At 71.4% G+C, this 24,757-nt stretch carries 23 protein-coding genes; 10 read left to right on the forward strand and 13 right to left on the reverse strand.

Annotated features, from left to right (window positions below; genetic code table 11):
* Nucleotide 1: 1 nt before the first annotated feature.
* On the forward strand, nucleotides 2-907 hold the full coding sequence (locus PD653B2_RS10285; RefSeq protein ID WP_089503930.1) for a GNAT family N-acetyltransferase: 906 nt from the start codon (nucleotides 2-4) through the stop codon (nucleotides 905-907).
* Nucleotides 908-959: 52 nt separating this feature from the next.
* On the opposite strand, the gene PD653B2_RS10290 is transcribed toward PD653B2_RS10285, so the two are convergent.
* Genes PD653B2_RS10290 through PD653B2_RS10300 form a run of 3 tightly spaced genes read right to left on the reverse strand, consistent with a single transcriptional unit; the run spans nucleotide 960 to nucleotide 3,404 of the window.
* Complete coding sequence (locus PD653B2_RS10290; RefSeq protein WP_085872289.1) at nucleotides 960-1,544, reverse strand: hypothetical protein; 585 nt, start codon at nucleotides 1,542-1,544, stop codon at nucleotides 960-962.
* Nucleotides 1,541-2,767 (reverse strand): acyl-CoA dehydrogenase family protein, encoded by a 1,227-nt coding sequence (locus PD653B2_RS10295; protein WP_085872290.1) that lies wholly within the window; start codon nucleotides 2,765-2,767, stop codon nucleotides 1,541-1,543. The genes PD653B2_RS10290 and PD653B2_RS10295 overlap by 4 nt, the downstream gene beginning before the upstream one ends.
* A 10-nt stretch (nucleotides 2,768-2,777) precedes the next feature.
* Complete coding sequence (locus PD653B2_RS10300) at nucleotides 2,778-3,404, reverse strand: TetR/AcrR family transcriptional regulator (protein WP_085872291.1); 627 nt, start codon at nucleotides 3,402-3,404, stop codon at nucleotides 2,778-2,780.
* A 55-nt stretch (nucleotides 3,405-3,459) separates the two neighbouring features.
* Here PD653B2_RS10300 and PD653B2_RS10305 point away from each other — a divergent pair, with 55 nt between their 5' ends.
* Nucleotides 3,460-4,806, forward strand: a complete 1,347-nt coding sequence (locus PD653B2_RS10305; protein WP_242665235.1) for a cytochrome P450 — start codon at nucleotides 3,460-3,462, stop codon at nucleotides 4,804-4,806.
* A gap of 15 nt (nucleotides 4,807-4,821) precedes the next feature.
* On the opposite strand, the gene PD653B2_RS10310 is transcribed toward PD653B2_RS10305, so the two are convergent.
* The 5 genes from PD653B2_RS10310 to PD653B2_RS10330 all read right to left on the reverse strand — a co-directional run bounded on the left by PD653B2_RS10310 (nucleotide 4,822) and on the right by PD653B2_RS10330 (nucleotide 10,316).
* Nucleotides 4,822-5,166 (reverse strand): hypothetical protein, encoded by a 345-nt coding sequence (locus PD653B2_RS10310; RefSeq protein WP_207559514.1) that lies wholly within the window; start codon nucleotides 5,164-5,166, stop codon nucleotides 4,822-4,824.
* 177 nt (nucleotides 5,167-5,343) lie between these two features.
* The gene (locus PD653B2_RS10315; protein ID WP_085872293.1) at nucleotides 5,344-6,417 is read right to left on the reverse strand and encodes a hypothetical protein; all 1,074 of its coding nucleotides are present in this window, start codon (nucleotides 6,415-6,417) and stop codon (nucleotides 5,344-5,346) included.
* 412 nt (nucleotides 6,418-6,829) lie between these two features.
* The gene (locus PD653B2_RS10320; RefSeq protein WP_085872294.1) at nucleotides 6,830-8,740 is read right to left on the reverse strand and encodes a M3 family metallopeptidase; all 1,911 of its coding nucleotides are present in this window, start codon (nucleotides 8,738-8,740) and stop codon (nucleotides 6,830-6,832) included.
* A complete protein-coding gene (locus tag PD653B2_RS10325; protein ID WP_085872295.1) occupies nucleotides 8,737-9,951 on the reverse strand; it encodes an RNA polymerase sigma factor in 1,215 nt (404 codons plus the stop codon). Before PD653B2_RS10325 ends, PD653B2_RS10320 begins: the two co-directional genes overlap by 4 nt.
* Nucleotides 9,948-10,316 carry a YciI family protein gene (locus tag PD653B2_RS10330; RefSeq protein ID WP_085872296.1) on the reverse strand — a complete coding sequence of 123 codons (369 nt, stop codon included), beginning with the start codon at nucleotides 10,314-10,316 and terminating at the stop codon, nucleotides 9,948-9,950. The genes PD653B2_RS10325 and PD653B2_RS10330 overlap by 4 nt, the downstream gene beginning before the upstream one ends.
* Before the next feature lie 113 nt (nucleotides 10,317-10,429).
* Here PD653B2_RS10330 and PD653B2_RS10335 point away from each other — a divergent pair, with 113 nt between their 5' ends.
* Genes PD653B2_RS10335 through PD653B2_RS10350 form a run of 4 tightly spaced genes read left to right on the forward strand, consistent with a single transcriptional unit; the run spans nucleotide 10,430 to nucleotide 12,836 of the window.
* Nucleotides 10,430-10,810, forward strand: a complete 381-nt coding sequence (locus tag PD653B2_RS10335) for a VOC family protein (RefSeq protein ID WP_085872297.1) — start codon at nucleotides 10,430-10,432, stop codon at nucleotides 10,808-10,810.
* 17 nt (nucleotides 10,811-10,827) lie between these two features.
* Nucleotides 10,828-11,433 (forward strand): maleylpyruvate isomerase family mycothiol-dependent enzyme, encoded by a 606-nt coding sequence (locus PD653B2_RS10340; protein WP_085872298.1) that lies wholly within the window; start codon nucleotides 10,828-10,830, stop codon nucleotides 11,431-11,433.
* Between the two features lie 25 nt (nucleotides 11,434-11,458).
* Nucleotides 11,459-12,475: a glycoside hydrolase family 6 protein gene (locus PD653B2_RS10345; protein ID WP_085872299.1), complete on the forward strand. Its 1,017-nt coding sequence runs from the start codon at nucleotides 11,459-11,461 to the stop codon at nucleotides 12,473-12,475.
* A gap of 4 nt (nucleotides 12,476-12,479) precedes the next feature.
* A complete protein-coding gene (locus PD653B2_RS10350; RefSeq protein ID WP_085872300.1) occupies nucleotides 12,480-12,836 on the forward strand; it encodes a hypothetical protein in 357 nt (118 codons plus the stop codon).
* A 796-nt stretch (nucleotides 12,837-13,632) separates the two neighbouring features.
* Here PD653B2_RS10350 and PD653B2_RS10355 read toward each other — a convergent pair.
* Nucleotides 13,633-14,112, reverse strand: coding sequence for a DUF427 domain-containing protein (locus tag PD653B2_RS10355; RefSeq protein WP_085872301.1), 480 nt, complete (start codon nucleotides 14,110-14,112; stop codon nucleotides 13,633-13,635).
* Nucleotides 14,113-14,167: 55 nt separating this feature from the next.
* Between PD653B2_RS10355 and PD653B2_RS10360 the strand changes: the two genes are divergently transcribed.
* From PD653B2_RS10360 to PD653B2_RS10375, 4 genes are all read left to right on the forward strand, one after another.
* Nucleotides 14,168-15,478: an MFS transporter gene (locus tag PD653B2_RS10360; protein ID WP_242665236.1), complete on the forward strand. Its 1,311-nt coding sequence runs from the start codon at nucleotides 14,168-14,170 to the stop codon at nucleotides 15,476-15,478.
* 120 nt (nucleotides 15,479-15,598) lie between these two features.
* The gene (locus tag PD653B2_RS10365; RefSeq protein WP_089503931.1) at nucleotides 15,599-17,080 is read left to right on the forward strand and encodes an SDR family NAD(P)-dependent oxidoreductase; all 1,482 of its coding nucleotides are present in this window, start codon (nucleotides 15,599-15,601) and stop codon (nucleotides 17,078-17,080) included.
* Between the two features lie 284 nt (nucleotides 17,081-17,364).
* Nucleotides 17,365-19,569, forward strand: coding sequence for a carbon starvation CstA family protein (locus PD653B2_RS10370; RefSeq protein WP_242665237.1), 2,205 nt, complete (start codon nucleotides 17,365-17,367; stop codon nucleotides 19,567-19,569).
* A complete protein-coding gene (locus PD653B2_RS10375; protein WP_085872302.1) occupies nucleotides 19,566-19,754 on the forward strand; it encodes a YbdD/YjiX family protein in 189 nt (62 codons plus the stop codon). The genes PD653B2_RS10370 and PD653B2_RS10375 overlap by 4 nt, the downstream gene beginning before the upstream one ends.
* Before the next feature lie 84 nt (nucleotides 19,755-19,838).
* Here PD653B2_RS10375 and PD653B2_RS10380 read toward each other — a convergent pair whose 3' ends face one another.
* The 4 genes from PD653B2_RS10380 to PD653B2_RS10395 form a co-directional block, all read right to left on the reverse strand.
* The gene (locus PD653B2_RS10380; protein WP_165763423.1) at nucleotides 19,839-21,122 is read right to left on the reverse strand and encodes a right-handed parallel beta-helix repeat-containing protein; all 1,284 of its coding nucleotides are present in this window, start codon (nucleotides 21,120-21,122) and stop codon (nucleotides 19,839-19,841) included.
* 72 nt (nucleotides 21,123-21,194) lie between these two features.
* A complete protein-coding gene (locus PD653B2_RS10385) occupies nucleotides 21,195-21,605 on the reverse strand; it encodes a DUF4186 domain-containing protein (RefSeq protein WP_085872304.1) in 411 nt (136 codons plus the stop codon).
* Between the two features lie 102 nt (nucleotides 21,606-21,707).
* On the reverse strand, nucleotides 21,708-23,705 hold the full coding sequence (locus tag PD653B2_RS10390) for a fatty acid desaturase (protein WP_085872305.1): 1,998 nt from the start codon (nucleotides 23,703-23,705) through the stop codon (nucleotides 21,708-21,710).
* Between the two features lie 97 nt (nucleotides 23,706-23,802).
* Entirely contained in the window at nucleotides 23,803-24,732 is a 930-nt protein-coding gene (locus PD653B2_RS10395) for a carbon-nitrogen hydrolase family protein (RefSeq protein WP_278247513.1), read from the reverse strand.
* Nucleotides 24,733-24,757: the final 25 nt, after the last annotated feature.

Consider the following 24,757-nt stretch of genomic DNA (forward strand, 5'->3'; position numbering starts at 1 on the left):
CATGCACGATCAGCTCCGGCTCCCGGCCGGTCTCACCAGCCGCCCGCTCGTGATGGCCGACGCCCGCGCGGTCTACCAGGTCATGGCCGCCCAGGAGCAGCACGACGTCGGGGCGATCAGCATCGAGGAGGCCGACATCGTCGCCGACTGGCAGCGTCCGTCGTACGACGTCGGCGCCGGCACCGTCGGGGTCCTCGACGGTGACACCCTGGTCGCCTACGCCGAGCTGATGGGCGGCTCGCGCAGCGACGCGGCCGTGCACCCCGACTACCGCGGCCGCGGCATCGGCACCGCCCTCGCCGGCTGGCTCCAGGCGCGGGCTCGGGCCGCCGGCGCCACCGAGATCGGCATGCCGGTCCCGCGGGGCTCCGCCGGCGACCGGCTGCTCGCGTCGCTCGGCTACGCCGTGCGCTGGGAGAGCTGGGAGCTCCAGCTCCCGGAGGGCGCCGAGATCCCGGCCCGCGCGCTGCCCGACGGCTATGCGCTGCGCGAGGCGACACCGGACGACTATCCGGCCTGCTGGACCCTCGTCGAGGACGCGTTCCTCGAGTGGTCCGAGCGCGAGCGGGTGTCCCTCGACGACTTCGTCGCGACGGTCGTGCGGCGGCCGGGCTTCGAGTCCTGGAACCTGCGCGTGGTGACCGAGCCGGCCGGCACCGTCGTCGGCGTGACCCAGGCCTTCCTGGCCGGCGACGAGGGGTACGTGAACAAGGTCGCGACACGCGCCGACCACCGCGGTCGGGGCATCGCCCAGGCGATGCTCGTCGACGCGTTCGCGGTCGCCCGCGCCCACGGCGCCACCCGGTCGGGTCTCGCGACCGACTCGCGCACCGGCGCCCTCGGCCTCTACGAGAAGGTCGGCATGGTGGTCACCTCGACCTGGCTGAACCGCGCCGTCCGGCTGTAGGTCAACCGTCCGGGGGAGGGCGGCCCGCTCGGCTGCCGCCCGGTGCGGCCGGCTAGGTCCGCACGGTCGTCACGACGGTGGTGACCGACGGCCGGGGCGGTGTCGAGGAGAAGCCGAACCGGGGCGCGGGGGTGACCGGCGCGAGCCCTCCGAGGTCGACGCCGTCGAAGGCCCCGGTCATCGCGGTGACCCGGCGGTGGTCGGTCGCGCCGTACCACTCGCGGCGGTCGCCGCCCGCCGTACCGCGGGTGCGCACCCCGCGCAGCACCACCCGGGCGACCGGGTCGGTCACCGTGCACCAGCCCGGGCTCTCGGCGACCCGGCCCGGCACCAGCCGCAGCACCCGCCCGAGCGCCGTACGGCCGCCGACGACGAGGTCCACCGACAGCGACGGCGAGCGGACCCGCCATCCGTCGACGGTGACGTCCTCGATCCGCACCTCGTCGAAGGTGTACGTCGCGCGCACGAACTCGGCCACGTCGTCGCTCGGCGCGAGCAGCACCCGGTGCCCGGCGGCGGTCTCGACCATCACGTCGGCGAACGAGCCGAGCGGCGACTCCGCCCACCGGCCGACGACGAGCCGGACCCCGCTGGTGCTGCCGACCCCGGCGATGTGTCCGCGGAAGCGGGACCTCACCGGATGGGCGAACCCGAGATCGACCGCGCGATGACCAGCCGCTGGATCTCGGAGGTGCCCTCGAAGATCGTGTAGATCTTCGCGTCGCGGGCCATCCGCTCGACGGGGTACTCCCGGGTGAAGCCGTTGCCACCGAGGATCTGCATGGCCCGCTCGGTCACCTTCACCGCGGTCTCCCCGGCGAACAGCTTCGACATCGAGCCCTCGGCCTTCTCGAACCGCTTGCCCTGTCGCGCCATCCACGCGGCGCGCCACACCAGCAGCCGGGACGCCTCGATCGAGACCGCCATGTCGGCGAGCATGAAGGCGATCGCCTGGTTCTCGATGATCGGCTTGCCGAACTGCTCGCGCGTCTTGGCGTAGTCGAGGGCCACCTCGTAGGCGGCGCGCGCGATGCCGATCGCCTGGGCGCCGACGGCCGGGCGGGTCCGCTCGAAGGTCGCCATCGAGGCGTTGCCGCCGGCCCGGGTGCCCTCCCGGGCCTTGGCCAGGCGGGCGTCGAGCTTCTCCTTGCCGCCCAGGAGGCAGCGGCCGGGCACCCGCACCTGGTCGAGCACGACCTCGGCGGTGTGGGAGGCCCGGATGCCGTGCTTGTGGAACTTCTGGCCCTGGCTGAGCCCCTTGGTGCCGGGCGGCACCACGAAGCTGGCCTGGCCGCGGGTGCGCAGCTCGGGGTCGACGACCGCGGTCACGACGTGGACGTCGGCGATGCCGCCGTTGGTCGCCCAGGTCTTCGTGCCGTTGATGACCCACTCGTCGGTGGCCTCGTCGTACACGGCCCGGGTGCGCATCGCGCCGACGTCGGAGCCGGCGTCGGGCTCCGACGAGCAGAAGGCGCCGAGCTTGAGGTCGCCGGGGCTGCCGTACATCTGCGGCACCCACTCGCCGACCTGCTCGTCGGTGCCGTTGGCGCGGACGCCGGCCGCGGCCAGCGAGGTGCCGACGATCGAGAGCCCGATGCCGGCGTCGCCCCAGAAGAGCTCCTCCATGGTGATGGGGAAGCCCAGCCCCGTCTCGTCGAACGCCTGGGTGGCGATGAAGTCGACGGAGTAGAGGCCGATCTTCGCGGCCTCCTCGAGGATCGGCCAGGGGAACTCCTCCTTCTCGTCCCACTCGGAGGCCGCTGGGCGGATGACCTCGGCGGCGAAGTCGTGCACCCAGGCCTGCAGGTCGAGGTGGTCCTGGTCGAGGTCGAAGGAGGGCGTCGTCGGCTCGGTCGTCACGCGCTCGACCCTACCGGTGGGCGATCGCGGTGAAGGCGTGCGTGGCGGCGTCGACGATCTCGTCGGGGGTCGCCTCGAGGGAGCCGTCCAGCCAGCCGGTCACGAGCTGGGCGACGCCCCCGATGAAGACGAGGCCGGCCATCTCCCCCTCGCGTGCCGAGAGCGCCCGCTCGCCGTAGAGCACGGCCGCGTCCTCGGCCGCGAGGTGGGCGAAGACGCGGAGCAGCTCGCTGCGCCGCGGGCCCAGGGCGTCGAGCGCCGCGGACTCGACGATCGCGACCCGGCCCTTGCGCGGGTCCTCGGTGAGGATCTCGACGAACGCCCCCACCGCAGCCCGGACCCGGGCGGCGGGGTCACCGCCGGCGGCCTCGACCTCCTCGAGCGCGGCCCGACCGCGGTGCTCGATCTCGGCGGCGACCCGGTCCATCACCGCGACGAGGGCGGCGTCGAGGTTGGCGAACTCCTGGTAGAAGTAGCGCTCGGTCAGCCCGGCCTCGGCGCAGATGCGGGTCATCGTCACCCGTGGCCCGCCCTCCCGTCCCCAGACCGCCAGCGCCGCGTCGAGCAGCCGCTCGCGCCGTTCGGCCTGGCGCTCGGCCGCGCTCCGGCCGCCGTACCGACCTGCCTTGACCGCCATGGACCCATGGTCGCACAACATTGACAGGACACCCTGTCTGAATGACAGTGGGCGGGTGACCGCCACCGTTCCCGTCCGGGAGCTGCCCCCGCCGCCCCCGGGTCTCCCCTTCATCGGGCGCGGCCTCGAGTACGCGCGCGACCCGGTCGCGCTCTTCCACAGGCAGTGGGACACGTACGGCGCGGTCTCGCCGATGAGCATGGTCGGCACCGACCGGTGGGCGATGCTGCTCGGCCCGGACGCCTGCGAGGTGGCGCTGCGCAACGCCGACAAGGCCTTCGCGAACGGACCGGCGTGGACCTACCTGGTCGGGCCGTTCTTCGGCCGTGGCCTGATGTTCCTCGACTTCGAGGAGCACCACCTGCACCGGCGGATCATGCAGCAGGCGTTCACCCGCGACCGGCTCGAGGCCTACACGACGGGCATGCACACGGCGATCACCGCCGGGCTGCAGGACTGGCAGCCGGCCGACGGGTTCCAGGCCTACTGGGCGCTCAAGCAGCTCACCCTCGACATCGCGACCCAGACCTTCATGGGCGGTGCGGAGCACACCTCCCCCGACGAGATGGCACGCGTCAACAAGGCGTTCATCGCGTGCGTCCAGGCCGCCGCGGCGATCGTGCGCCACGACGTGCCGTTCACCCGCTGGCGCCGCGGGATGAAGGGGCGCCGGCTGCTCGAGGAGTTCGTGCGCGGCTACCTGCCGTCGCGCCGGGCCGACGCGACCGACGACCTGCTGTCGGTGCTGTGCCACATCGAGTCCGACGACGGCGAGCGGTTCAGCGACGACGACGTCGTCAACCACATGATCTTCTTGATGATGGCCGCGCACGACACCTCGACGTACACGCTCTCGACGATGCTGCAGTACCTCGGCCAGCACCCGCAGTGGCAGGAGCGCTGCCGCGCCGAGTCCGCCGAGCTCGACGCGCGGCTCGAGGGCGACCCGGGGCTCGCGGACCTCGAAAGCCTGGCGTCGCTCGACCTCGTGATGAAGGAGTGCCTGCGGCTGCGGGCACCGGTGCCGGTCGTGCTGCGCCAGACCGTGAAGGACACCGTGGTCCTCGGCACCCGCCTGCCGGCGGGGACCTACGTCGTGGTCGCGCCGCAGTTCAGCCACCTGATGCCGGAGTACTGGACCGACCCCGCCACGTTCGACCCCGAGCGGTTCGCCGCCGACCGGCGCGAGGACAAGTCGCACCGCTACGCGTGGGAGCCCTTCGGCGGCGGCGTGCACAAGTGCCTCGGCATGCACTTCGCCGGCGCCGAGGTGAAGGCCTTCCTGCACCACGTCCTGCGCGACTTCACCTGGTCGGTGGACCCGTCGTACGTCGCCCCGCTCAACAACCACTCGCTGCCGTTCCCCCAGGACGGCCAGCCGATCGACCTGCGTCGGCGCTGACCGTCCCCGGGTGGCTCAGGCGTGGATCGGCGCGTGCGGGTCGATCTCGGCCTCGACGCCGGGGTCGCCGGCGTCGACGTGGTAGTCCTGCGGCCGGGTCTGGTCGACACCCTCGTCGACCTTCAGCGCACGCAGCACCACGGTCAGCACGACCGCGACGAGCAGGTTGAGCAGGAACGCGACCAGCGCGATGTAGACCTTCGTCTCCGTGCCCGGGAACGCCACCAGCGGTCCGCCGAAGTGCGCCTGGACGGGCGAGGCGACGCCGTACGCCGACCAGGTGCCGTAGAGCATCCCGACCGCCAGCCGGCCAGCAGCGCCCAGCGGTGCATCCAGCGCGTGGAGAGGCCCCAGTCCCATCCCGGGGTGCGTGTCGAGCGGCTGGAAATAGGCCTCGCCGGGCGGGCGCTCCTGTCAGACGCGGATCCGCCCGGCGGGGGGTTTGGGGGTGTCGGAGTTTCGTCGGGAAAGACCGAGCCCGCCCCGGCTGCTGCCGGGACGGGCTCAGGTCAGGTGGTGTCTCTCAGCTCGCGGCCGTCAGGGACCGACAAGCGGGTTCGACGTCCGGCTGTTGATGCACAGCGCTCCGACCTTGACCTGACCGTCGACCGGCCAGTCGTGGAAGAAGCGGTAGACGCGGGTCTTGGGCCGCGGCTCCATGCCGAGGAACCAGTTGTACTCCCAGAAGTCGGCCATGTAGAACCAACCGACGCCGGCCTTGTAGCCGTGGTAGCTGGGCACGTCCTCGTCACAGGTGAACTGCACGTTGCTCGGGTCGCCCATGTCGATGCCGTACTGGTGCCCCAGGTTGAAGTTCGAGCTCGGCAGGTGCTTCATCGCGAGGCCGTGCTTGTGACCACCGGCGATACCGACCCGGTTGCTGATGCACTTGCCGTAGAAGGCCACCGAGGCAAGCGAGTTGGCCGCGAACTCCCAACGCCACGAAGCTCCGTTGTTCGTCGGGACGCTGGCCACGAGCCGGTGGTCCACCGCTCCCGCAGGGGCGAGGTTGAAGCCCGGCGCCACGAAGTACTCGTTCGCCGCGCAGTCCCAGACGCCCGCCGAGTCCCAGTAGGTGCGACCGGTCCATCCCTGCGGGCCCGTCCCCGGGGTGCCGGTGAACGAGTTGGTCACGTTGATCGGGTGCTGGTGAGAGTTGGTGGACTCCGTGAAGCCCCGGATGCAGGTCACGTAGAGCTTCAGCTGAGCGTCGCCGTAGGCGCGGTTCGCGAAGTCGTACAGCCACCGGTTCCCGTTCCCGACGCTCAGGTCGGGGTAGGACGCCTTGACGTACACGTCGCGCTCGTCGTTGTAGGTCCCGCCGAGCGTGGTCGTCGTCGGGAAGCCGTCGTCGTCGGGGTCCGACGGGGGCGGGTTGAACTGGTCGACGTGCTTCACCATCCACATGCCGTCGATCACCGTGTCGCCCGAGTTGCAGCTCAGGGACTGGGGACCCGTGACACCGATGGCGTCAGGGCCGACGCCGGCGAGCCGGAGGTCCTTCTCCATCTTGTAGATGTAGACCTGGTGCTTGTGCGACGTGGCCGCGTCCGCGGGCGCTGAGGTCGCAGCAACGAAGGCTGCCGGCGCGATGAGCGCTCCGGCGGCCACCGCAATGAATCTGCGATACCGGGTTTGAACCGTCATGACGACGATCCTCCTTGCGTGACAGGAAATAGGGCGTGAGCACGTCTCCCCGAGAACGTTCCTCCGGCCCCCCCAGCCCGGTTATGTCACAGGCTAAGTCGGTCTCTTGACAGCAAGAAACTGGTCTATCGCAGTGGTCTACGACTCCGGACTAGCCACCTGATCTGGACCACTGCCGGACCCCGCGAGCCGCTCCGATGGCGACCGACGACGATCAGTGACGTCGCGGCGCCGGGTCGAGACGGTGCCACGCCCCCCGGCCAGGACGCCGTGCGACGCGCCGGGCGCGGGCCGATCGGCGCCGCTGGTCCGTACCTCCCCGGCAGGTCGCGGACGCCGCGGGTGCGCGCCGCCCAGGCCCGGTGGTCAGGTCAGGTCAGCGAGCGAGCCAGGCGGCGTACGCGTCGAAGGTGTAGGGCCGGCCGAGGAAGTCGGCGACCAGGTCGGCGGCGTCCTTCGAGCCGCCGGGCGCGAGCACCCGGTCGCGGTAGCGGCCGGCGACCTCGGCGTCGAAGAGGTCGTCGGGGTCGAAGGCGCTGAAGAGGTCCTTCGCGATCACCAAGGACCACATGTAGGTGTAGTACGCCGAGGAGTAGCCGCCGAGGTGGCCGAAGCTCGCGAACATGTGCGTGCCCTCGATGTAGGCGAACGGCGAGTAGCGCGCCTGCAGCTCCCGCATCGCGGCGGTGAGGTCGGCGGGCCGGTCGGTGTGGAACCAGTAGGACATCGCCGCGTAGAACATCTGGGTGCGCGCCTGGTAGCCCTTGCCGAAGTCGTCGGCCGCGCGCATCCGCTCGACCAGGTCGGCGGGGATCGGCTCGCCGTTGGCGTTCGTCGCGAAGCTGCGCAGGATGTCGGCGTCCCACGCCCACTCCTCGAGCATCTGGCTCGGCGCCTCCACGAAGTCCCACTCGGTGGCGACCCCCGAGAAGCGGGTCCACTCGCCGCGGCCCGCGAGCACGTGGTGGACCAGGTGCCCGAACTCGTGGAACAGCGTGACGACGTGGTCGTGCTCCATCAGCCCGCGGGAGAAGTTGCAGACCAGCGCGCCCTCGGCGAGCTGCCGGCCGGCGAGCCCGTCGGCGACGGTGAACTGGGCGGCGTGCTTGTACTTGCCGTCGCGCGGGTGCAGGTCGAGGTAGATCCGGCCCAGCGTCTCGTCGCCGGAGAAGACGTCGTACGCCGTGACGTCCTCGTGCCAGACCGTCGCGTCCGGCACCGGCTCGTAGCGCAGCCCGAAGAGGCGCGCGGTCACGTCGAGCAGCCCCTGGCGCACCCTCGTGAAGTCGAAGTAGGTGCGCACCAGCTGGGCGTCGACGTCGTGCTGCTCCTTGCGCACCAGCTCCTCGTAGTAGAGGGAGTCGGCGGTGTCGATCTCCGTCGCGTCGGGCACGTCCTGGCGGTAGCGCGCGAGCAGCGACTCGAGGTCACGGCGCATCGGCGCATCGGCCGCCTCCGCGATCCGGTCGATGAACTCGGGGATCGCCGGTCCCTTGCCGATCATCTTCACGTCGGCGTCGTACGACGCGAAGTCGGCGTAGCCGACCAGGTTGGCGAGCTCGTGCCGCAGCGCGAACATCTCGCCGAGCAGCGACTCGTTCTGCGGCCAGCCGCGCTCGAGGAAGGCGACGGTGACCTGGCGCCGGACGTCGGGGTCGTGGGCGAACATCCGCACCGGCACCGCGTCGGGGTAGTCGGTGGTGACCGTGACCAGGCCGTCGTCGCCCGCCGGGTGCGCGTCGAGCCAGTCCTGCGGCAGCCCGGCCAGTCGGTCCGGGGTGACCCGGACGGTCCGGACGTCGTCGCGGATGGTGCGGCTGAACTCCTGCCCGACCGCGGTCAGCCGCTCGTTGATCTCCGTCAGCCGGGCACGGGTCGCGTCGTCGAGGTCGACACCGGCGCGACGGAAGTCCTCGAGCGTCTTGGTCAGCAGCCGGGCCGCGACCGGGTCGAGGCCGTCGGCGTCGAGCCCGGCGAAGACGTCGTACAGCGCCCGGTCCTGGCGCAGCTCGGTCACCAGCCGGTCGACCTCGACCTCGGCCTGCTCGCAGCTCGTGCGCACCGCCTCGTCCGGGTGCACGTTGGCGAGCAGCGACCCCACGCTCGCGATGTTGCTCAACACCCGACCGACCTCGTCCCACTGCCGGAGCACCCCGAGCGCGTCGGCCGGCGGATCGTCGCGCAGCCGGTCGACCAGGACCCGGGCCTCGGCCAGCCCGTCCCGGGTGCGGGTCTCCACCCAGGCCGGGGCGTCGTCGTTCGAGGGCAGCGCGAGAGGGGCCGTCATGGGGCCAGACTGCCACGACGCCGGCGCAGATACGCCCGCTCGGCCTCGTTGTCGGTGGCCTCGATCGCCGCGTCGTACGCCGCCCGCGCGTCGCTGCTGCGGCCGAGCCGCCGGAGCAGGTCGGCCCGGGTGGCGTGCCAGGCGTGGTAGGTCGTGAGCGGCAGCCGGTCGACCTCGGCGAGCGCCACCTCGGCGCCGTCGAGCTCGGCGACGGCGATCGCGCGGTTGAGGGCCACCACCGGGCTCGGCGCGACGGCGTACAGCTGGGAGTACAGCGTCGCGACCTGCTCCCAGTCGGTGTCGGAGGCGGTCGGCGCGTCGGTGTGCACGGCGTTGACGGCGGCGAGCAGCTGGTAGTGCCCGGGTCGGTTCAGCGCGAGGGACTCCCGGACGAGGGCGTGGCCCTCGGCGATCAGGGCGCGGTCCCAGCCGCCGCGGTCCTGCTCGTGCAGGGGCACCAGCTCGCCTCCGGCGACCCGCGTCGTACGGCGGGACTCGGTGAGCAGCATCAGCGCCAGCAGGCCGGCGACCTCGGGGTCGTCGGGCAGCAGCGCACGCAGGAGCCGGCCCAGCCGGATCGCCTCCGCCGTGAGGTCCTCGCGGATCGGCGCGTCGCCCGAGCTCGCCAGGTAGCCCTCGTTGAAGACCAGGTAGACCACGGCGAGCACCGCCGACAGTCGCTGGGTGAGGTCCGCGGCGTCCGGCACCCGGAAGGGGATGTGGGCGTCCTTGATCTTCCTCTTCGCGCGGGTGATCCGCTGGGCCATCGTGGTCTCCGGGACCAGGAACGCCTGGGCGATCTCGGCGACCGTCAGGCCGCCGAGCAGCCGCAGCGTCATCGCCACCCGGGCCTCGGGGGCGAGCGCCGGGTGGCAGCAGGTGAAGATCAGCCGCAGCCGGTCGTCCTCGACGATGCCGGTGGGCTGGTGTCCTTCCGGGTTCTCGACCATCAGCGCGGCCTGGTGCTTGGCGTCCCGGTGTGACTCGCGGCGGATCTTGTCGATGCCCCGGTTGGCGGCGGTCGTGGTCAGCCACCCGCCCGGGTTGGGCGGCACGCCGTCCGCGGGCCAGCGCTCCACGGCGACCAAGAGCGCCTCGGCGGCCGCCTCCTCGGCGACGTCGATGTCGCCGAAGCGACGCACCAGCGAGGCGACGATCCGGCCGTACTCCTCGCGGTAGATCCGCTCGACTGCCTCCTGGGCACCGCTCACGCGCCCGGCTCCTCCTGGAAGGGGCGCACCTCGACCCGGTTGGCGCACGCCTTCGAGCCCTCGGCCGCCCACGCCAGGGCGGCGTCGAGGTCGGGCACGTCGATGATCCAGAAGCCGCCGAGGTACTCCTTCGACTCGGCGAACGGACCGTCGGTGATCATCGGCTCGGCGCCGGTGTTGTCCACGGTGGTGGTCGCATCGTGGGTCATGAGGCCGCCGGCGAACACCCACACGCCCTCGGCCTGCATGCGGTCGTTGACCTTGCCGGTGGCGTCGAACACCGCCTGCATCTCCTCGGGCGACAGCGCGTCCATCGCGGCGACGTCCGCGGGGGTGTGGTTCACGGCGAGCAGGTACTGGCTCATGGCATTTCCTCCTGGGGTGGGCCCCGTCCGAGCCGTTCGTCGACACCACGAAGAAGACTGCCCCGATACGACACCCTTCCCCAAAGGATTTCTGTCTGCCTACTGTGAAACCCATGTCCGCGCCGACGTTCCACCTCTCCTCGACCGTGCTCGGTACGTCGGACCCGCGCGGGCTCGCCGCCTTCTACCGCGAGCTGCTGGGTTGGGAGGTGCGGGTCGACCGGCCCGAGTGGGTGGTGCTCAAGCCCCAGGGCGGCGTGACCGGCCTGTCGTTCCAGCGCGAGGACGGGCACGTGCCGCCGTCGTGGCCGGCCACGCCCGGCGACCAGCAGATGCAGGCCCACCTCGACATCGCGGTCGACGACCTCGAGACCGGCGTGGCCCGGGCCCAGGCGCTCGGCGCCACCGTCGCGGACCACCAGCCCCAGGACGACGTCCGGGTCCTGCTCGACCCGGCCGGCCACCCGTTCTGCCTCTTCGCTCCGGGCGCCTGAGCGAGGAGAGGCGAGCCATGACCGAGCCGGCGGCCACCTGGGGCGACCTCTACCGCGAGCACGTGGCCGCCGTGTCGGCGCTGGCCGACGGCCTCTCCGACGACCAGCTGCGCACGACCGTGCCGGCCTCGCCGGCCTGGACCGTGCACGACGTGCTGGCCCACCTCGCCGGCGGCTGCTCCGACGCGGTCACCGGCCGGATGGACGGCGCGCCGGCTCCGGAGTGGACCGCCCGGCACGTCGCGGAGCGGGCAGAGCTCCCCGTGGCCGAGCTCACCGCCGAGCTGCGGTCCCACCAGGACGCGATCGCCGCCTCGACGGTCGACAACCCGCGCCCGGCGATCGTCTGGGACATGGCGGTCCACCACGCCGACCTGCACGAGGCGCTCGGCCTCGGCGAGCTGCCCGAGCCGATGTGGCGACCGGTGCTCGACGGGGTCGCGCCGATGAAGTTCGGGTCCACGGCGCCCCCCGAGGACGTCGAGCCGTACGAGCTGTTCCGCGCCCTCTTCTCCCGCCGCTCGCGGACCCAGATGCAGGCATGGGGGCTGCCCCTGTCGCCCGAGCAGCTGGACGAGCTCTGCATCTTCGGCCCCCGCGAGGACGACCAACCCGTACCCTGAGCGGGTGCTCCCTCGGACATCCCGCATGCGCTCACGGGTTCTCCTGACCCTGGCCGCGCTCGTCGCGTCAGGTCTCGCGGTCGCACCCGTCGAGGCGTCCGGGGCCCGGACGAACGGCGGGGCGGATGCCGCCACCGTCTCGACGGCCGCCAAGGACCTCCGCAAGTCCCGCGGGCTGTTCGTCGACCCGAAGATGCCGGGAGCCAAGCACGGGGCGGTCTACAAGAAGGCCTTCGGCTCCAAGGCCCAGGCGCTCTGGATCATCCCCGAGGCCTACGGCACCCCGTCGGTGCGCAAGGCCGTGCGGGCCTACACGTCCCGCGCGCTGAAGGCCAAGAAGACCCCCACGCTGTCCATCTACGGCATCCCCGGCCGGGACTGCGGCGGGCACTCGTCCGCGGGTGCGCTCCAGAACGCCGAGCAGTACCGCGCCTGGATCCGCCAGGTCGGCAAGGGCCTCGACGACCAGAAGGCGCTCGTGATCCTCGAGCCGGACGCGCTGCCCTTCTTCGGCAGCAACGTCCCGTGCGACCGGCCCGAGGGCTGGCTCGCCATGCTGCGGTTCGCGAGCAAGACGCTGAGCAAGTCCGGCGCCTGGGTCTACATCGACGCCGGGCACTCCGACTGGCGGCCCTACGAGCAGCGCCCGGCGCAGCTCAAGCAGGCGGGCATCGAGTTCGCCCGCGGCTTCAGCACGAACGTCTCCAACTTCCGCTCCACCGCCGACGAGAAGGCCTACGCCCAGACGATGGTCACCGAGCTGCGCAAGCTCGGCGTGACGGGCGTGCACTACGTCATCGACACCTCGCGCAACGGCGCAGCCAACCCGGTCAACGGCCAGGTGATCAATCCGCCCTGGGCGCGGGTGGGCAAGCCGCCCAAGTTGGTCTTCGACGGCGCCTTCGACGGGACGCTGTGGGTGAAGCACCCCGGCGAGTCGGATGGCTACGAGAACGGCGGCAACTCGTCGGGCAAGTGGTGCGCCATGCTCGCCGACCGGCTCATCGACGGCACCTCCGACCAGACGTCCTGCCCGGAGTGACGCGATGGCGACGTACGCGGTCAACCCCGACGCCGTCGCCCACGCGCGCTCGCTGATCGAGAAGTCGCAGTACGTCCTCGACAGCGACTGGGGCGACGCGCAACCGGACGCCGAGGCACAGAACGCCTACCTCGAGCGGCACTCGTGGGCGGAGTACGCCGCCTGGCACCTCGGGCTCACCGAGGGCGCGAACGACGAGACCAAGGCCCGCTACGCGTTCGGGTACGGCGACTTCCGCCGGGTGCACCGCTCCGGTCTGATCGCCTGCGTCTACCGGGCCGCCGAGTGGCGGCACAAGAAGGTCGAGCTCGCCGCCCACGACCTCCTCCAGCTCCTCGACCGGACCGCCGGCATCGAGTAGGTCCCGCCCGGGTGGTCGGTGGTTTCGAGGCTCAGGCCCAGCGGCCTTCGCACCTCAACCACCAACCCGGTGGTTGAGGTGCGAGGAGCGCCAGCGACGAGCCTCGAAACCACCCCGCTGTCGACCTCGTCTCCGCGTGCCGGGGTCACCAGAAGGTCCCGCCCGGCCGGCCGGTGGTTTCGAGGCTCAGGCCCAGCGGCCTTCGCACCTCAACCACCAACCCGGTGCTTGAGCCTCGAAACCACCCCAGTGTCGACCTCGTGTTCGCGTGCCGGGTCACCAGTAGGTCCCGCCGGGCCGGTCGGTGGTTTCGAGGCTCAGGCCTAGCGGCCTTCGCACCTCAACCACCAATCCGGTGGTTGAGGTGCGAGGAGCGCCAGCGACGAGCCTCGAAACCACCCCGCTGTCGACCTCGTCTCCGCGTGCCGGGACACCAGCAGGTCCCGCCGGGCCGGTCGTTGAGGTGCGAGGAGCGCCAGCGACGAGCCTCGAAACCACCCCGCTGTCGACCTCGTCTCCGCGTGCCGGGGTCACCAGAAGGTCCCGCCCGGCCGGCCGGTGGTTTCGAGGCTCAGGCCTAGCGGCCTTTCGCACCTCAACCACCAACCCGGTGCTTGAGCCTCGAAACCACCCCAACCGTCGACCTCGTCTCCGCGTGCCGGGGTCACCAGAAGGTCCCGCCCGGCCGGCCGGTGGTTTCGAGGCTCAGGCCCAGCGGCCTTCGCACCTCAACCACCAACCCGGTGGTTGAGCCTCGAAACCACCCCAAGCGTCGACCTCGTGTCCGCGTGCCGGGTCACCAGCCGAGGGTGCCGGGGGCGCCCTTGAACGGACCGACCACCCGGCTGGTGATCCAGCAGCCGCCGTAGAAGCCGCCCTCCTGCGGCTCGACCACCTCGCCGTCGACGGTGCAGCGGTCGACCAGCCCCGGCATCACCGCGATCGCCCCGGCGATCTCCTCGAAGCCGGCCGACGGAGTCGGGTAGAACCACGCGGCGCGGGCGGCGACGACGTCACCGGCGACCAGGTCGACGTACGACGCCTGGCCCTTCCACTCGCACCACGAGGAGCCGACGGCGTCCCGGAGCGCGCCGGGCACGAACGCCGACCGCGGCAGGTAGTACGTCGGCGGGTGGCTGGTCTCGAGCACCCGCCACGAGGTGGTGCTGCTGGCGATCGTCACTCCCCCGAGCACCACCTCGACCAGCTCGCCGCTCGGCTCGACCCGGGGCGGGCGCGGGTAGTCCCAGACGGACTCGACCGTGGGCTGCGTCATGTCGCGACGCTACCGGCTGGGGGAACATCCGCCGCCGGGGTTAGGTTCGGGGATCGTGCGCACGCTGAGTCAACGGGTCGGGGCCCTGGTGGCCGACACCCGACCGCTGCGCAACGAGCACTTCCGCCGGCTGTGGCTGGCGAACATCATCACCGTCGTCGGCGCGCAGCTGACCGTGGTCGCGGTCCCGGCCCAGATCTACGCCGACACCGGCTCGTCGGCGTACGTCGGCCTGACCGGGCTCTTCGGCCTGGTGCCGCTGGTCGTGTTCGGGCTCTGGGGCGGCGCGTTGGCCGACGTCTTCGACCGCCGCACGATGCTGGTGATCACCACCCTCGGGCTGATCGTCACCAGCGGGCTGTTCTGGCTGCAGGCGGCGATGGGCAACACCAACGTGTGGCTGCTGCTCGGCCTCTTCTCGGTGCAGCAGGCGTTCTTCGCGGTCAACCAGCCGACCCGCAGCGCGATCCTGCCCAAGCTGCTGGGACCTGAGCTGCTCCCGGCGGCGAACTCGCTGAACATGACGATCTTCTCGGCCGGCGCCATCGGTGGCCCGCTGGTCGCGGGTGTGCTGATCCCCGTGATCGGCTTCGAGTGGCTCTACCTGATCGACACGTTCACGCTGCTCGCGACGCTGAGCGCCGTGGTCCGGCTGCCCAGCCTCGCCGTCGAGGACGCCGCGAAGGGCACGCCCGGACTGCGCTCGGTCATCGAGGGCTTCGCCTACCTGCGCGGCCACCCGGTCTTGATGATGTCGTTCGTCGTCGACCTGATCGCGATGGTCTTCGGCATGCCGCGCGCGCTGTTCCCCGAGATCGCCCACGTCTCCTTCAGCGGGCCGGACGAGGGCGGCATCGTCTTCGCGCTGCTCTTCGCCGCGATCCCCGCGGGCGCCGTGGTCGGCGGCGTCCTCTCCGGCTGGGTCTCCCGCGTCGACCGGCAGGGCCGCGCCGTCATCGCGTGCATCCTGGTCTGGGGCGGGGCGATGGCCGGCTTCGGCCTCGCGGTCGGGCTCGCCGACCACTGGCGGACCGCGATGCTGTGGACCGCCCTGCTGATGCTCGTCATCGGCGGCGCGGCCGACATGGCGTCCGCGGCCTTCCGGACCTCGATGCTCCAGAGCGCCGCCGACGACTCCGTCCGCGGGCGGCTCCAGGGCATCTTCATCGTGGTGGTGGCGGGTGGCCCGCGGATCGCGGACGTCGTGCACGGGGCGTCCGCGGCGATGGTCGGCACGGCGGCCGCGGCGGCGGGCGGCGGTGTCCTGGTCGTGATCGGGACGGTCGTCGCGGCGATCGCCGTACCGTCCTTCGTGCGCTACCGGATCGGAGCCGCCCCTGCCCGAGCTGGCGAGGGCAGGGAGTAGCGGCGAAGGTTGAGGAGCGTCGGCTCAAACCGGAGCGCGCGACGGGCTAGCGACGCGTCTCGAAACCAGAGGCCCGCCGCCGAAGCGGTCTGAACCCCGCCCGCGACCTAGACTCCCCCGGTGCATCCGAACGACCATCCCGAGCTCCTCGAGGGCATCGACCCCGACGACCTAGCGATCACGGTGCGGGTGCTCAACGAGCTGCACCGGCTGCCGAGCGATCACCCGGACATCACGGCCGTCAAGCACGCGGCGTCGCACATGTACAAGGCGCTCAAGGCCGAGCGGCGCACCCGCAAGCGCCAGGCCGAGCTGGCCGCCGACCGCGCGGTGACCGAGGCGACGGCCACCGGCTCGCCGATGCGCATCGACGACGAGACCCTCGGCATCCCACTGGTCTCCACCGCGCCGGGCGCCTTCGCAGGCGAGCTGATCAACCCGCGCGGCTGTTACATCTGCAAGAATGACTACACGCTCGTCGACGCGTTCTACCACTGGCTCTGCCCCAGCTGCGCGGCCATGTCGCACGCGAAGCGCGACCAGGGCACCGACCTCACCGGACGCCGCGCGCTGCTGACCGGCGGTCGCGCCAAGATCGGCATGTACATCGCGCTGCGGCTGCTCCGCGACGGCGCGCACACCACGATCACGACGCGCTTCCCGCACGACGCCGTACGACGGTTCACGGCGCTGGAGGACAGCGCCGACTGGATCAACCGGCTCAAGATCGTCGGGATCGACCTGCGCGACCCCACCCAGGTGGTTGCGCTCGCCGACGAGGTCGCCGCGGCCGGTCCGCTCGACATCCTCATCAACAACGCGTGCCAGACCGTGCGCCGCTCGCCGGGCTCCTACGCGCCGCTCGTCGACGCCGAGCTCGCTCCCCTGCCGACCGGCATCGCGCTCCCGGAGATCGTCAGCTTCGACCGGATCAGCGACGCCCACCCGGCCGCGATCGCGGGCACCCTCCAGCAGCACGCGGTCGCCCACCACGAGACGCCCGCACACACCCCGGCCTCGATCACCGCGCTCGCCCTCAAGGCCGGCAACGCCAGCCTCGAGGCGCACCTCGCCGGCACGGCGGTCGACGCCGGCGGGCTGCTCCCCGACCTGCAGACGACGAACTCGTGGACCCAGACGGTCGACGAGGTCGACCCGCTCGAGCTGCTCGAGGTGCAGCTCTGCAACGCCACCGCGCCGTTCCTGCTGATCTCGCGCCTGCGCGCGTCGCTGCGGTCGTCGTCGGCCCGGCGCACGTACGTCGTCAACGTGTCGGCGATGGAGGGCCAGTTCTCCCGGACCTACAAGGGCCCGGGCCACCCGCACACCAACATGGCCAAGGCCTCGCTGAACATGCTGACCCGCACCAGCGCCGGCGAGATGTTCGAGACCGACGGCATCTTGATGAACGCCGTCGACACCGGCTGGATCACCGACGAGCGCCCCCACCAGGAGAAGCTGCGGATCGCCGCCGAGGGCTGGCACGCCCCGCTCGACCTGGTCGACGGCGCCGCCCGCGTCTACGACCCGATCGTGCGCGGCGAGGCGGGCGAGGACCTGTACGGCCACTTCCTGAAGGACTTCGAACCCAGCCCTTGGTGAGGTCGGGGCAGTCGTCCCGCCCAGTCTGACGTCGATGCTGAGCAGGATCCGTCCGGAAGCTCGATGATCGCCCAGGGCACGTCGACCCCCTGCGTGACGAAGGGGAGGCGTACGCCGAGATGCTCGCCGCCGCCGGCGTGCCGGTGACCCGGTGCGCCAGGCGGGAGGATCCGCGGTTTCGTCGACATGGGTGGGAGGCGGATCGGGGTGGTGTGAGGTGGCTGTGGGCGGATACTGATCCAGTGCAGGGCCTGCCGGGCCTGCAGGACGCTCGAGGAGCCCGCATGTCGACGACCATGTCCGAACGCACCAGCACCCCCGGCGGCAAGCCGCGGATGAGTCCGAAATCGATGGCGATCTGGGGGGTGGTCGCCGTTGTCGGCGCCGTCTGCTGGAGCGTGCTGGCCCTCTCCCGTGGTGAAGAGGTCTCCGCGCTGTGGATCCTGTTCGCCGCGCTGTCGTCGTACGCCATCGCCTACCGCTTCTACGCGCGCTTCATCGCCTACCGCGTGCTCCAGGTCGACGACACCCGGGCCACCCCCGCGGAGCGACTGCAGGACGGCAAGGACTTCGACGTCACCGACCGCCGGGTGCTCTTCGGCCACCACTTCGCCGCCATCGCCGGTGCCGGACCGCTCGTCGGACCGGTCCTGGCGGCGCAGATGGGCTACCTGCCCGGCACGATCTGGATCATTGTCGGCGTCATCTTCGCCGGTGCCGTCCAGGACATGGTGGTGCTGTTCTTCTCCATGCGCCGCGACGGCAAGAGCCTGGGCCAGATGGTGCGCGAGGAGATCGGCATGGTCGGTGGCATCGCAGCCCTGATCGCGGTCTTCGCGATCATGATCATCATCCTCGCAGTCCTGGCCCTGGTCGTGGTCAACGCGCTGGCCGAGTCCCCCTGGGGCGTCTTCTCGATCGGGCTCACCATCCCGATCGCGCTGTTCATGGGCTTCTACCTGCGGCACTTCCGACCAGGTCGGGTGGCGGAGGTGACCGCGATCGGCGTCGGGCTGCTGCTGCTCGCGATCATCGGCGGCGGCTACGTCGAGCAGATGGGCCTCGAGAGCGCTCTGACCCTCTCGCCGGAGCAGCTCACCCTCGGGCTCGTGGTCTACGGGTTCGTGGCCTCGATCCTGCCCGTGTGGATGCTGCTCACGCCCCGCGACTACCTGTCGACGTTCATGAAGATCGGCGTCATCGTCCTGCTGGCCGTCGGCCTGCTGGTCGCCGCGCCGGTCCTGCAGAACGAGGCGGTCACGGACTTCGCCATCGACGGCACCGGCCCGGTCTTCGCCGGCAAGCTGTTCCCCTTCGTCTTCATCACCATCGCCTGCGGCGCGCTCTCCGGCTTCCACGCCCTGATCGCCTCCGGCACCACGCCGAAGATGGTCGCCAAGGAGAGCCACGTCCGGATGATCGGCTACGGCGGCATGCTGATGGAATCCTTCGTGGCCATCAGCGCACTCATCGCGGCCTCGGTCATCGACCCCGGCCTCTACTTCGCGATCAACTCCCCGCTGGGAGCCACCGGCGGCGAGGCCGCAACCGCTGCTGAGTTCGTGAAGACGATCGGCTTCCACATCAACCCCGACACCCTGACCGCCGCCGCCCAGTCGGTCGACGAAGCGACGCTGATCTCCCGAACCGGGGGCGCACCGACCCTCGCCCTCGGTATGTCGTCGATCTTCACCACGGCCTTCGGAGGCGGGCTGGCCGCCTTCTGGTACCACTTCGCGATCATGTTCGAGGCGCTCTTCATCCTCACCGCCGTCGACGCCGGCACCCGCGTCGGCCGGTTCATGCTGCAGGACACCATCGGCAACGTCTGGCCCAAGTACGCCGACCTCTCCTGGAAGCCCGCCTCCTGGTCCGCCAGCGCGATCGTCGTCGGCCTGTGGGGCTACATGCTGTACGTCGGCGTCACCGACCCGCTCGGCGGCATCAACCAGCTCTTCCCGTTGTTCGGCATCGCCAACCAGCTGCTCGCCGCGATCGCGCTCACTCTCTGCGTCACCCTGCTGATCAAGCACGGCAAGGTGAAGTGGGCGTGGGTGCCCGGGGTCGGGCTGGTGTGGGACCTCATCACCACCATGACCGCGAGCTACCAGAAGGTGTTCTCGGACAACCCGAAGATCGGCTACTTCGAGCAGCGGTCGGTCTATCAAGCAGCGATCAACAACGACACGGTCCTGGCCCCCGCGGCCGACATGGACCAGATGCGGACCATCGTCACCAACTCCACGGTCAACGGCACCCTGCAGTCGATCTTCGCGATCCTGGTGATCATCGTCGTCGTCAACGCGATCGTCATCTGGGTCAAGGCCATCCGCGCCGGCGGTCTGCCCACGACCGAGGTGCCGGCGACGCCGTCGGACATCGTCGCGCCCGCGGACTTCTTCGCCACCAAGGAGGAGAAGAAGGCGGTCCGCGAGTGGGAGGCCAGCCGCAACAGGGTCGGCGCCATGGGAAGCGGTGACCGGCAGTGAGGGCCGCGGTTCTCCGTGCTGGACGCGGTCTGCGCTGGTACCTCCGGCAGGCCACGGGCGAGGCCAAGTGGGACGAGTACCTCGCCGTGTGCCGCGAGCAGGGCGCCGACCCGATGAGCCGACGCGAGTTCGAGCGTCGCCGCGCAGACCATCGCGAGGCGCACCCCCAGTCCCGCTGCTGCTGATGATTGCGCGGTCGTCTCGCGGGAAGATCCGAGCGACGGTTGCGCTGGAGGCGGCTGAGCGGGGAGGCAGCCACAAGCGCTGCTCTAAATGTGCTGGCAGATCACGTGCACCATGCCGACGTGCGGGCGGGTCCTCGTGCGAACGGGACACGCTCGGGCGAGGGCGTCGCTGTACCCGAACCGCGCTTCCCGGGGCGAACGCCGCTCGTAGGCCCCGAGGTCAACTCGTCCGACGCTCGGTCGGCGTATCCGGTTGGTCGGGTGGGCGTACTCCCATCGTGGCCGCCACCGCTCGGGGACTCGGACGCCCCGATCGATCGCGGGAGAGGTTGCTCGGAGGCTGAAGTCGTCGGCCGCCGGGTCCGCGAAGCCCTTCGACCCGACCCGACGGTTGGCTTGCGCCGAGACGGCGCCGAGGTTGGTCACCACCCCTGGACCGACCAGCAGGTTGTTCCGGAGGTTGGCGCGGCTCCGCTCGGCGAGCTGGACGAAGGTGCCGGTGGCACGACGGTTGACGAAGGTGTTGTTGACCACCCACAGCACGCGGGAGCCGGCGTCGGGGAACCCCTCGGCGCCGTAGGAGACCAGGGCCGAGTTCTCCGAGTTCGGCCCCTGGATGATGACGTTGCCTGCGATCGGCGACCTGCCCCCGTTGGGCAGGTCGACGGAGTAGCTGGCGGTGGCGTCGCCGTCGGTGATCCGGTTGCCGGTGATCGTGTTCGTCGCGGCCCGGGACTTGAGCTCGTGGCCGGTGTCGGCCCCCCACAGGTAGCTGCCGGTGACGGTCAGCGAGCGCACGGCGCCGATGTAGAGGTTGTGGGTCTGACCGTCTCCGGTGCCGTTGCGGAAGAACCGGGAGCGCGCGATCACGATGTCGCTTCCGGGATCGGCTCCGGTGAGGATGCCGTTCTGGTTGTCGTGGAACGAGCTCCTGGTCACCGTCAGCCCGGCACCCTCCTGGCGGATGCCGGCGCCGTTCTGGTCGGGCACCGTCGCGCCGCTGAACTCGAGCCGGTCGACGGTCGTGCGATCACCCGCGATCACCCAGATCGCCTTCCCCTGGGCGCTGCTCCCGTCCGCCTGGAGGTGCGGTCGCCCACCGACGCCCCGCAGGGTGAGGTCGTCCTGGGTCCAGGTGGCGACGTCCCCGACGTAGGTGCCAGGGTCGATCAGCACCGTGTCCCCGTCGCGGGCCACCGCCGCCGCCGCGCTCGGGGTGGCCAGTCGCCGGTCCGGTCCCACGTGCCACGTACGGGGGCTGTCAACTGCCCGCTCCGCCGCCGTCGCCGGCACTCCGGTCACGACCAGCGTCGCCACGCACAGGAGCGACCAGCACCGCACCGCCACGCCCACTCTCCGGATCCGCACCGCACCATTGTCGATCACGTGCGGCCCGTGCTCAGCCGTCGCGCGCTGTTGCAGGCGAGTCCGCCGCGCCCTTCACGGTCGGCGTGCGGTGGAGCTCTCGGGGTCCCGACCCTCGATGGAGGTCGCCAGCTCGCGGTCGATCCAGCGCCCGATCACCTCGACCACGTAGGCCCGCTCGCCGCGGTCGAGCAGGTGCCCCTTCGCGATGCCGTGCCACGTCTCCAGGCAGCTGCGGCAGCAGGTCGCGGTGGCGTGTTGGGCCACGAAGACCGGGTGGTTGCGGTAGGGGGTCTGCCGGCCGTCGTTGCGCGGCTCGGCCGGCGCCAGCCGCTCGGCGATGATCTCCGCGGCGTGAGCCCGCATCGTCTGCGGACCGCGCAGCCCAGCCGTGGTCCGCTCGCGCCCGCGCAGGTGGAAGCGCCGCCCGAACGGTCGCGCGCTCGCGCGGTCGATCCGGTCATCGATCTCGGCGGGGTCGGGCACTCCCCCAGACTAGGCACGGCAGCACGATGGCCGACGAGGAAGCCACGACCGGCCGGGTCTGCGCGGGTCCGCGAACCATGAGAGCCCGGCGGGGCGCGCGGGTCAGGCGTCGTAGTCGACGCGCAGCTCCTCGCTCGTCGGGTGCGCCTGGCAGGTCAGCACGTAGCCCTCGTCGACCTCGGCGGCGTCCAGGGCGTGGTTCTGGTCCATCGCGGCCGTGCCGAGCATGACCTTGGCCCGACAGGTCCCGCAGGCGCCACCGGCACACGCGTACGGCGCGTCGACGCCGGCCGCGAGCGCGGCGTCGAGGACGGTCGCCCCCGCTGCGGCGAGCTCGAAGGTCGTCTCGGCGCCGTCGAGCGCCACGCTGACCCGGCTGACCAGGCTGGCCAGGTCGCCGTCGTGAGCCTCGACGGGCTCGGCCGCGGTGTGGAAGAGCTCGGAGTGCACCCGGTCCTCGGCCACGCCTGCCTGGAGGAGGCCGTCGGTGACGTCCTCGACCATCGCCTGGGGCCCGCACAGCAGCCAGGCGTCCACCGACGCGACCCGGTCGCCCACCAGCCGGGCGACCAGCGCCCGGTCGATGCGTCCGGTCAGCGCGGCGTCCTCCCGCGACACGACGTGATGGACCCGGAGCCGACCGTCGAACTCGGTCACCAGGGCGTCCAGCTCACGCCGGAACATCGTGCTGGCCGCCGCCCGGTTGCCGTAGACGAGGTCGAAGGTGCTCGCCTGCTCCACCTCGAGAGCGGTCGCGATGATGGAGACGAGCGGCGTGATGCCGGAGCCGGCGGCCACGCCGACGTAAGCGTGCTTCGCGCCCGCATCGAGCGGGATCCCGAACCGTCCGGTCGGCGTCATCACGTCCAGGATGTCGCCGGACCGCAGCTCGCCGTTGAGATAGCTGGAGAAGACTCCGCCCTCGACCCGCTTGACGGCCACGCGCAGCTCGCCGGTGGTAGCAGGCGCACACAGGGAGTAGCTGCGGCGCACGTCCTGGCCGTCGATGACCGCGCGGAGCGTCACGTGCTGGCCGGCGGTGTACCGGTAGTCCGGGGCCAGGTCCTCGGGCACCGCGAAGGAGAGGACGACGCTGTCCTCCGTCATGCGCTCCACCGACGTGACGCGCAGGGGATGGAAGGCCGCCCGTCGGCCCGAGAGGGCGGGCCCGGAGAGCCGGTCGGTGAGGCGGCGCCAGGTGCGGTACTCCTCCGCCGTCAGCGACCGGCCGAACCAGGTCGAGATCGCCGCGTCGCGGTCGAGGTAGGCGGTCTCGTTGCGCCGCCAGGCACGCACGTAGCGATAGAACGGCACGCTCGGGTGCAGGTGATGCACCAGGTGGTAGTTCTGGTAGACGAACAGCGGCGTCAGCCACGCTTCACCACCCACCCGCACGCGGGTGGCGCGGTACTTGTCCTCGCGCTGGGTCGCCGTCAGCCCGTGGTGCGGCAGGTAGTCGAACCACCACGCCAGGATCGTGAGGCCGATCCGCTGCGGGACGAGGTACAGGACGACCAGCTCGTACAGGTGTCCGGTCGCGGCGACCGCGCCGAAGACGGCCGCGACGGACAGGAACGTGCCGAGCGTGACGACGACCTCGGCCCGCGGACGCTCGCGCAGGCGCCGCACGTAGAAGGCCACGTACCAGACGTCGATCGTGGCCCACCGGAACGGCAGCTGCCACCACGGCCCCTCGCTGGTCCAGGCGTCCGGGTCGCTGGCCTTGGGCTCGTTGGTGTTGCGGTGGTGCTCGATGTGGATGAACTGCATGAGCGGGAACGTCGCGTACGCCGCGACGAACGGCTGCGCGAGGTGTCCGAACGCGTTGTTGAGGCGGGTGTCGGTGCTGATCGCGTGGTGGGTGGCCTCGTGCAGGACCGAGAACATCAAGAAGGTGACCGCGGCACCGATCGGGACGGTCCGCCACGGCGACCACTGCGCCGCGAGGACGGCCCAGGCCTCGAAGGCGAAGAGACCCAGCGTGCCGACGAAGAGCAGGACGGTCGGCCAGGCCAGCCGGGGCACCGTCTCGCCCGGGTCCGGCAGACCCAGGACCGGCTGCGTCGCCTCGGGGTTGCGGGCGATGGTCGGTGCCGTCATCGGTGCTCCTCCTCCACGCAGCGGCGCCGGTCGCCGTTCGCTTTACAGAAGGAGTCTGTTTGTAAACCGAGGCCGGGTCAACCCGGGGTGGCCCAGGTCACACCCGCTCCAGCTGCGCAGGCGGCCGCCCCAGGGTGTGGCGCCGGTACCAGCGCTTCCCGTGGTGGCGCTGGTAGAACCACGTGAACGACGACAGCGCCCCGCGGTCGTGGAACCAGAACCCTGCGGGGATGTCGTCGACCGGCGTCCGGCGACCGGGCTCGATGTCGGCCACGACCACGCCCGGACCCTCGCGGCGGTCCCGGCGGGCCACCACGGCTCCCGCGGCGTCACAGATCACGGCACCACCTTGGAGCCAGCCGCGGTAGGTCAGCGGGCTCCACGGAAGACCGCACTCGAGGCCTCCCGTGTGGGCCGCGTGTACGACCGGGGCGCCGACCACCCGCGCCATCGCCGCCGCCACACCGGCCGCCGTACGCGCGTTGTCCTCCTCCATCCGCCGCGTCAGCCACCGCGGGCGCCAGGCCGGGATGCTCCACCAGGCGGAGCCCCCGACGACCAGGTCGACCTTTCCGCGGAGCCGGTGCGCCGTCTGCGTGCGCATGAACTCCCAGCAGACCGCGGCGCCCGCGGTGAGCTCGCCGGCCTCGATCACGCCGTCGTCGTGACCTCCGACGTAGAAGCAGTTCTCCCACATCGTCGGGAGGTCCTTGTCGTGCCGCCCCAGCACGTCGCCTCGAGGTCCCACGAGGAAGAAGGCGTTGCGGTTGTGCCCGTCGGCATCGCGACAGATGAAGGAGCCGCCCACCGTGGCGCTGTGTCGCCGCGCGAGGCGCCGCAGCAGGTCCAGCGCCGGCCCCTCCACCGGCAGGGACGCCTGTGCCATGCGCTCGGTGAAGCCCATCCCGGTCGAGAAGAACTCGGGCAGGACGATCCAGTCAGCCCCCGATGCCCCGGCCTCGTCCGCGAGCACCTCGGCCCGGCGCAGGTTCTCCGCCACGTCGCCCAGCACGGGCTCCATCTGCACTGCCGCTACTCTCACAACCGACCTT

Origin of the sequence: Nocardioides sp. PD653-B2, assembly GCF_002117935.1 — a bacterium.
In the GTDB taxonomy this organism is placed as follows: domain Bacteria; phylum Actinomycetota; class Actinomycetes; order Propionibacteriales; family Nocardioidaceae; genus Nocardioides.

What these genes read in the sequence shown, in the direction of transcription:
- PD653B2_RS10285 (WP_089503930.1), top strand. Translation starts at nt 2, where the DNA reads ATGCACGATCAGCTCCGGCTCCCGGCCGGTCTCACCAGCCGCCCGCTC.
- PD653B2_RS10300 (WP_085872291.1), bottom strand. Translation starts at nt 3,404, where the DNA reads ATGGCGGTCAAGGCAGGTCGGTACGGCGGCCGGAGCGCGGCCGAGCGC.
- PD653B2_RS10310 (WP_207559514.1), bottom strand. Translation starts at nt 5,166, where the DNA reads ATGGGACTGGGGCCTCTCCACGCGCTGGATGCACCGCTGGGCGCTGCT.
- PD653B2_RS10320 (WP_085872294.1), bottom strand. Translation starts at nt 8,740, where the DNA reads ATGACGGCCCCTCTCGCGCTGCCCTCGAACGACGACGCCCCGGCCTGG.
- PD653B2_RS10330 (WP_085872296.1), bottom strand. Translation starts at nt 10,316, where the DNA reads ATGAGCCAGTACCTGCTCGCCGTGAACCACACCCCCGCGGACGTCGCC.
- PD653B2_RS10335 (WP_085872297.1), top strand. Translation starts at nt 10,430, where the DNA reads ATGTCCGCGCCGACGTTCCACCTCTCCTCGACCGTGCTCGGTACGTCG.
- PD653B2_RS10340 (WP_085872298.1), top strand. Translation starts at nt 10,828, where the DNA reads ATGACCGAGCCGGCGGCCACCTGGGGCGACCTCTACCGCGAGCACGTG.
- PD653B2_RS10345 (WP_085872299.1), top strand. Translation starts at nt 11,459, where the DNA reads ATGCGCTCACGGGTTCTCCTGACCCTGGCCGCGCTCGTCGCGTCAGGT.
- PD653B2_RS10350 (WP_085872300.1), top strand. Translation starts at nt 12,480, where the DNA reads ATGGCGACGTACGCGGTCAACCCCGACGCCGTCGCCCACGCGCGCTCG.
- PD653B2_RS10355 (WP_085872301.1), bottom strand. Translation starts at nt 14,112, where the DNA reads ATGACGCAGCCCACGGTCGAGTCCGTCTGGGACTACCCGCGCCCGCCC.
- PD653B2_RS10370 (WP_242665237.1), top strand. Translation starts at nt 17,365, where the DNA reads ATGTCGACGACCATGTCCGAACGCACCAGCACCCCCGGCGGCAAGCCG.
- PD653B2_RS10390 (WP_085872305.1), bottom strand. Translation starts at nt 23,705, where the DNA reads ATGACGGCACCGACCATCGCCCGCAACCCCGAGGCGACGCAGCCGGTC.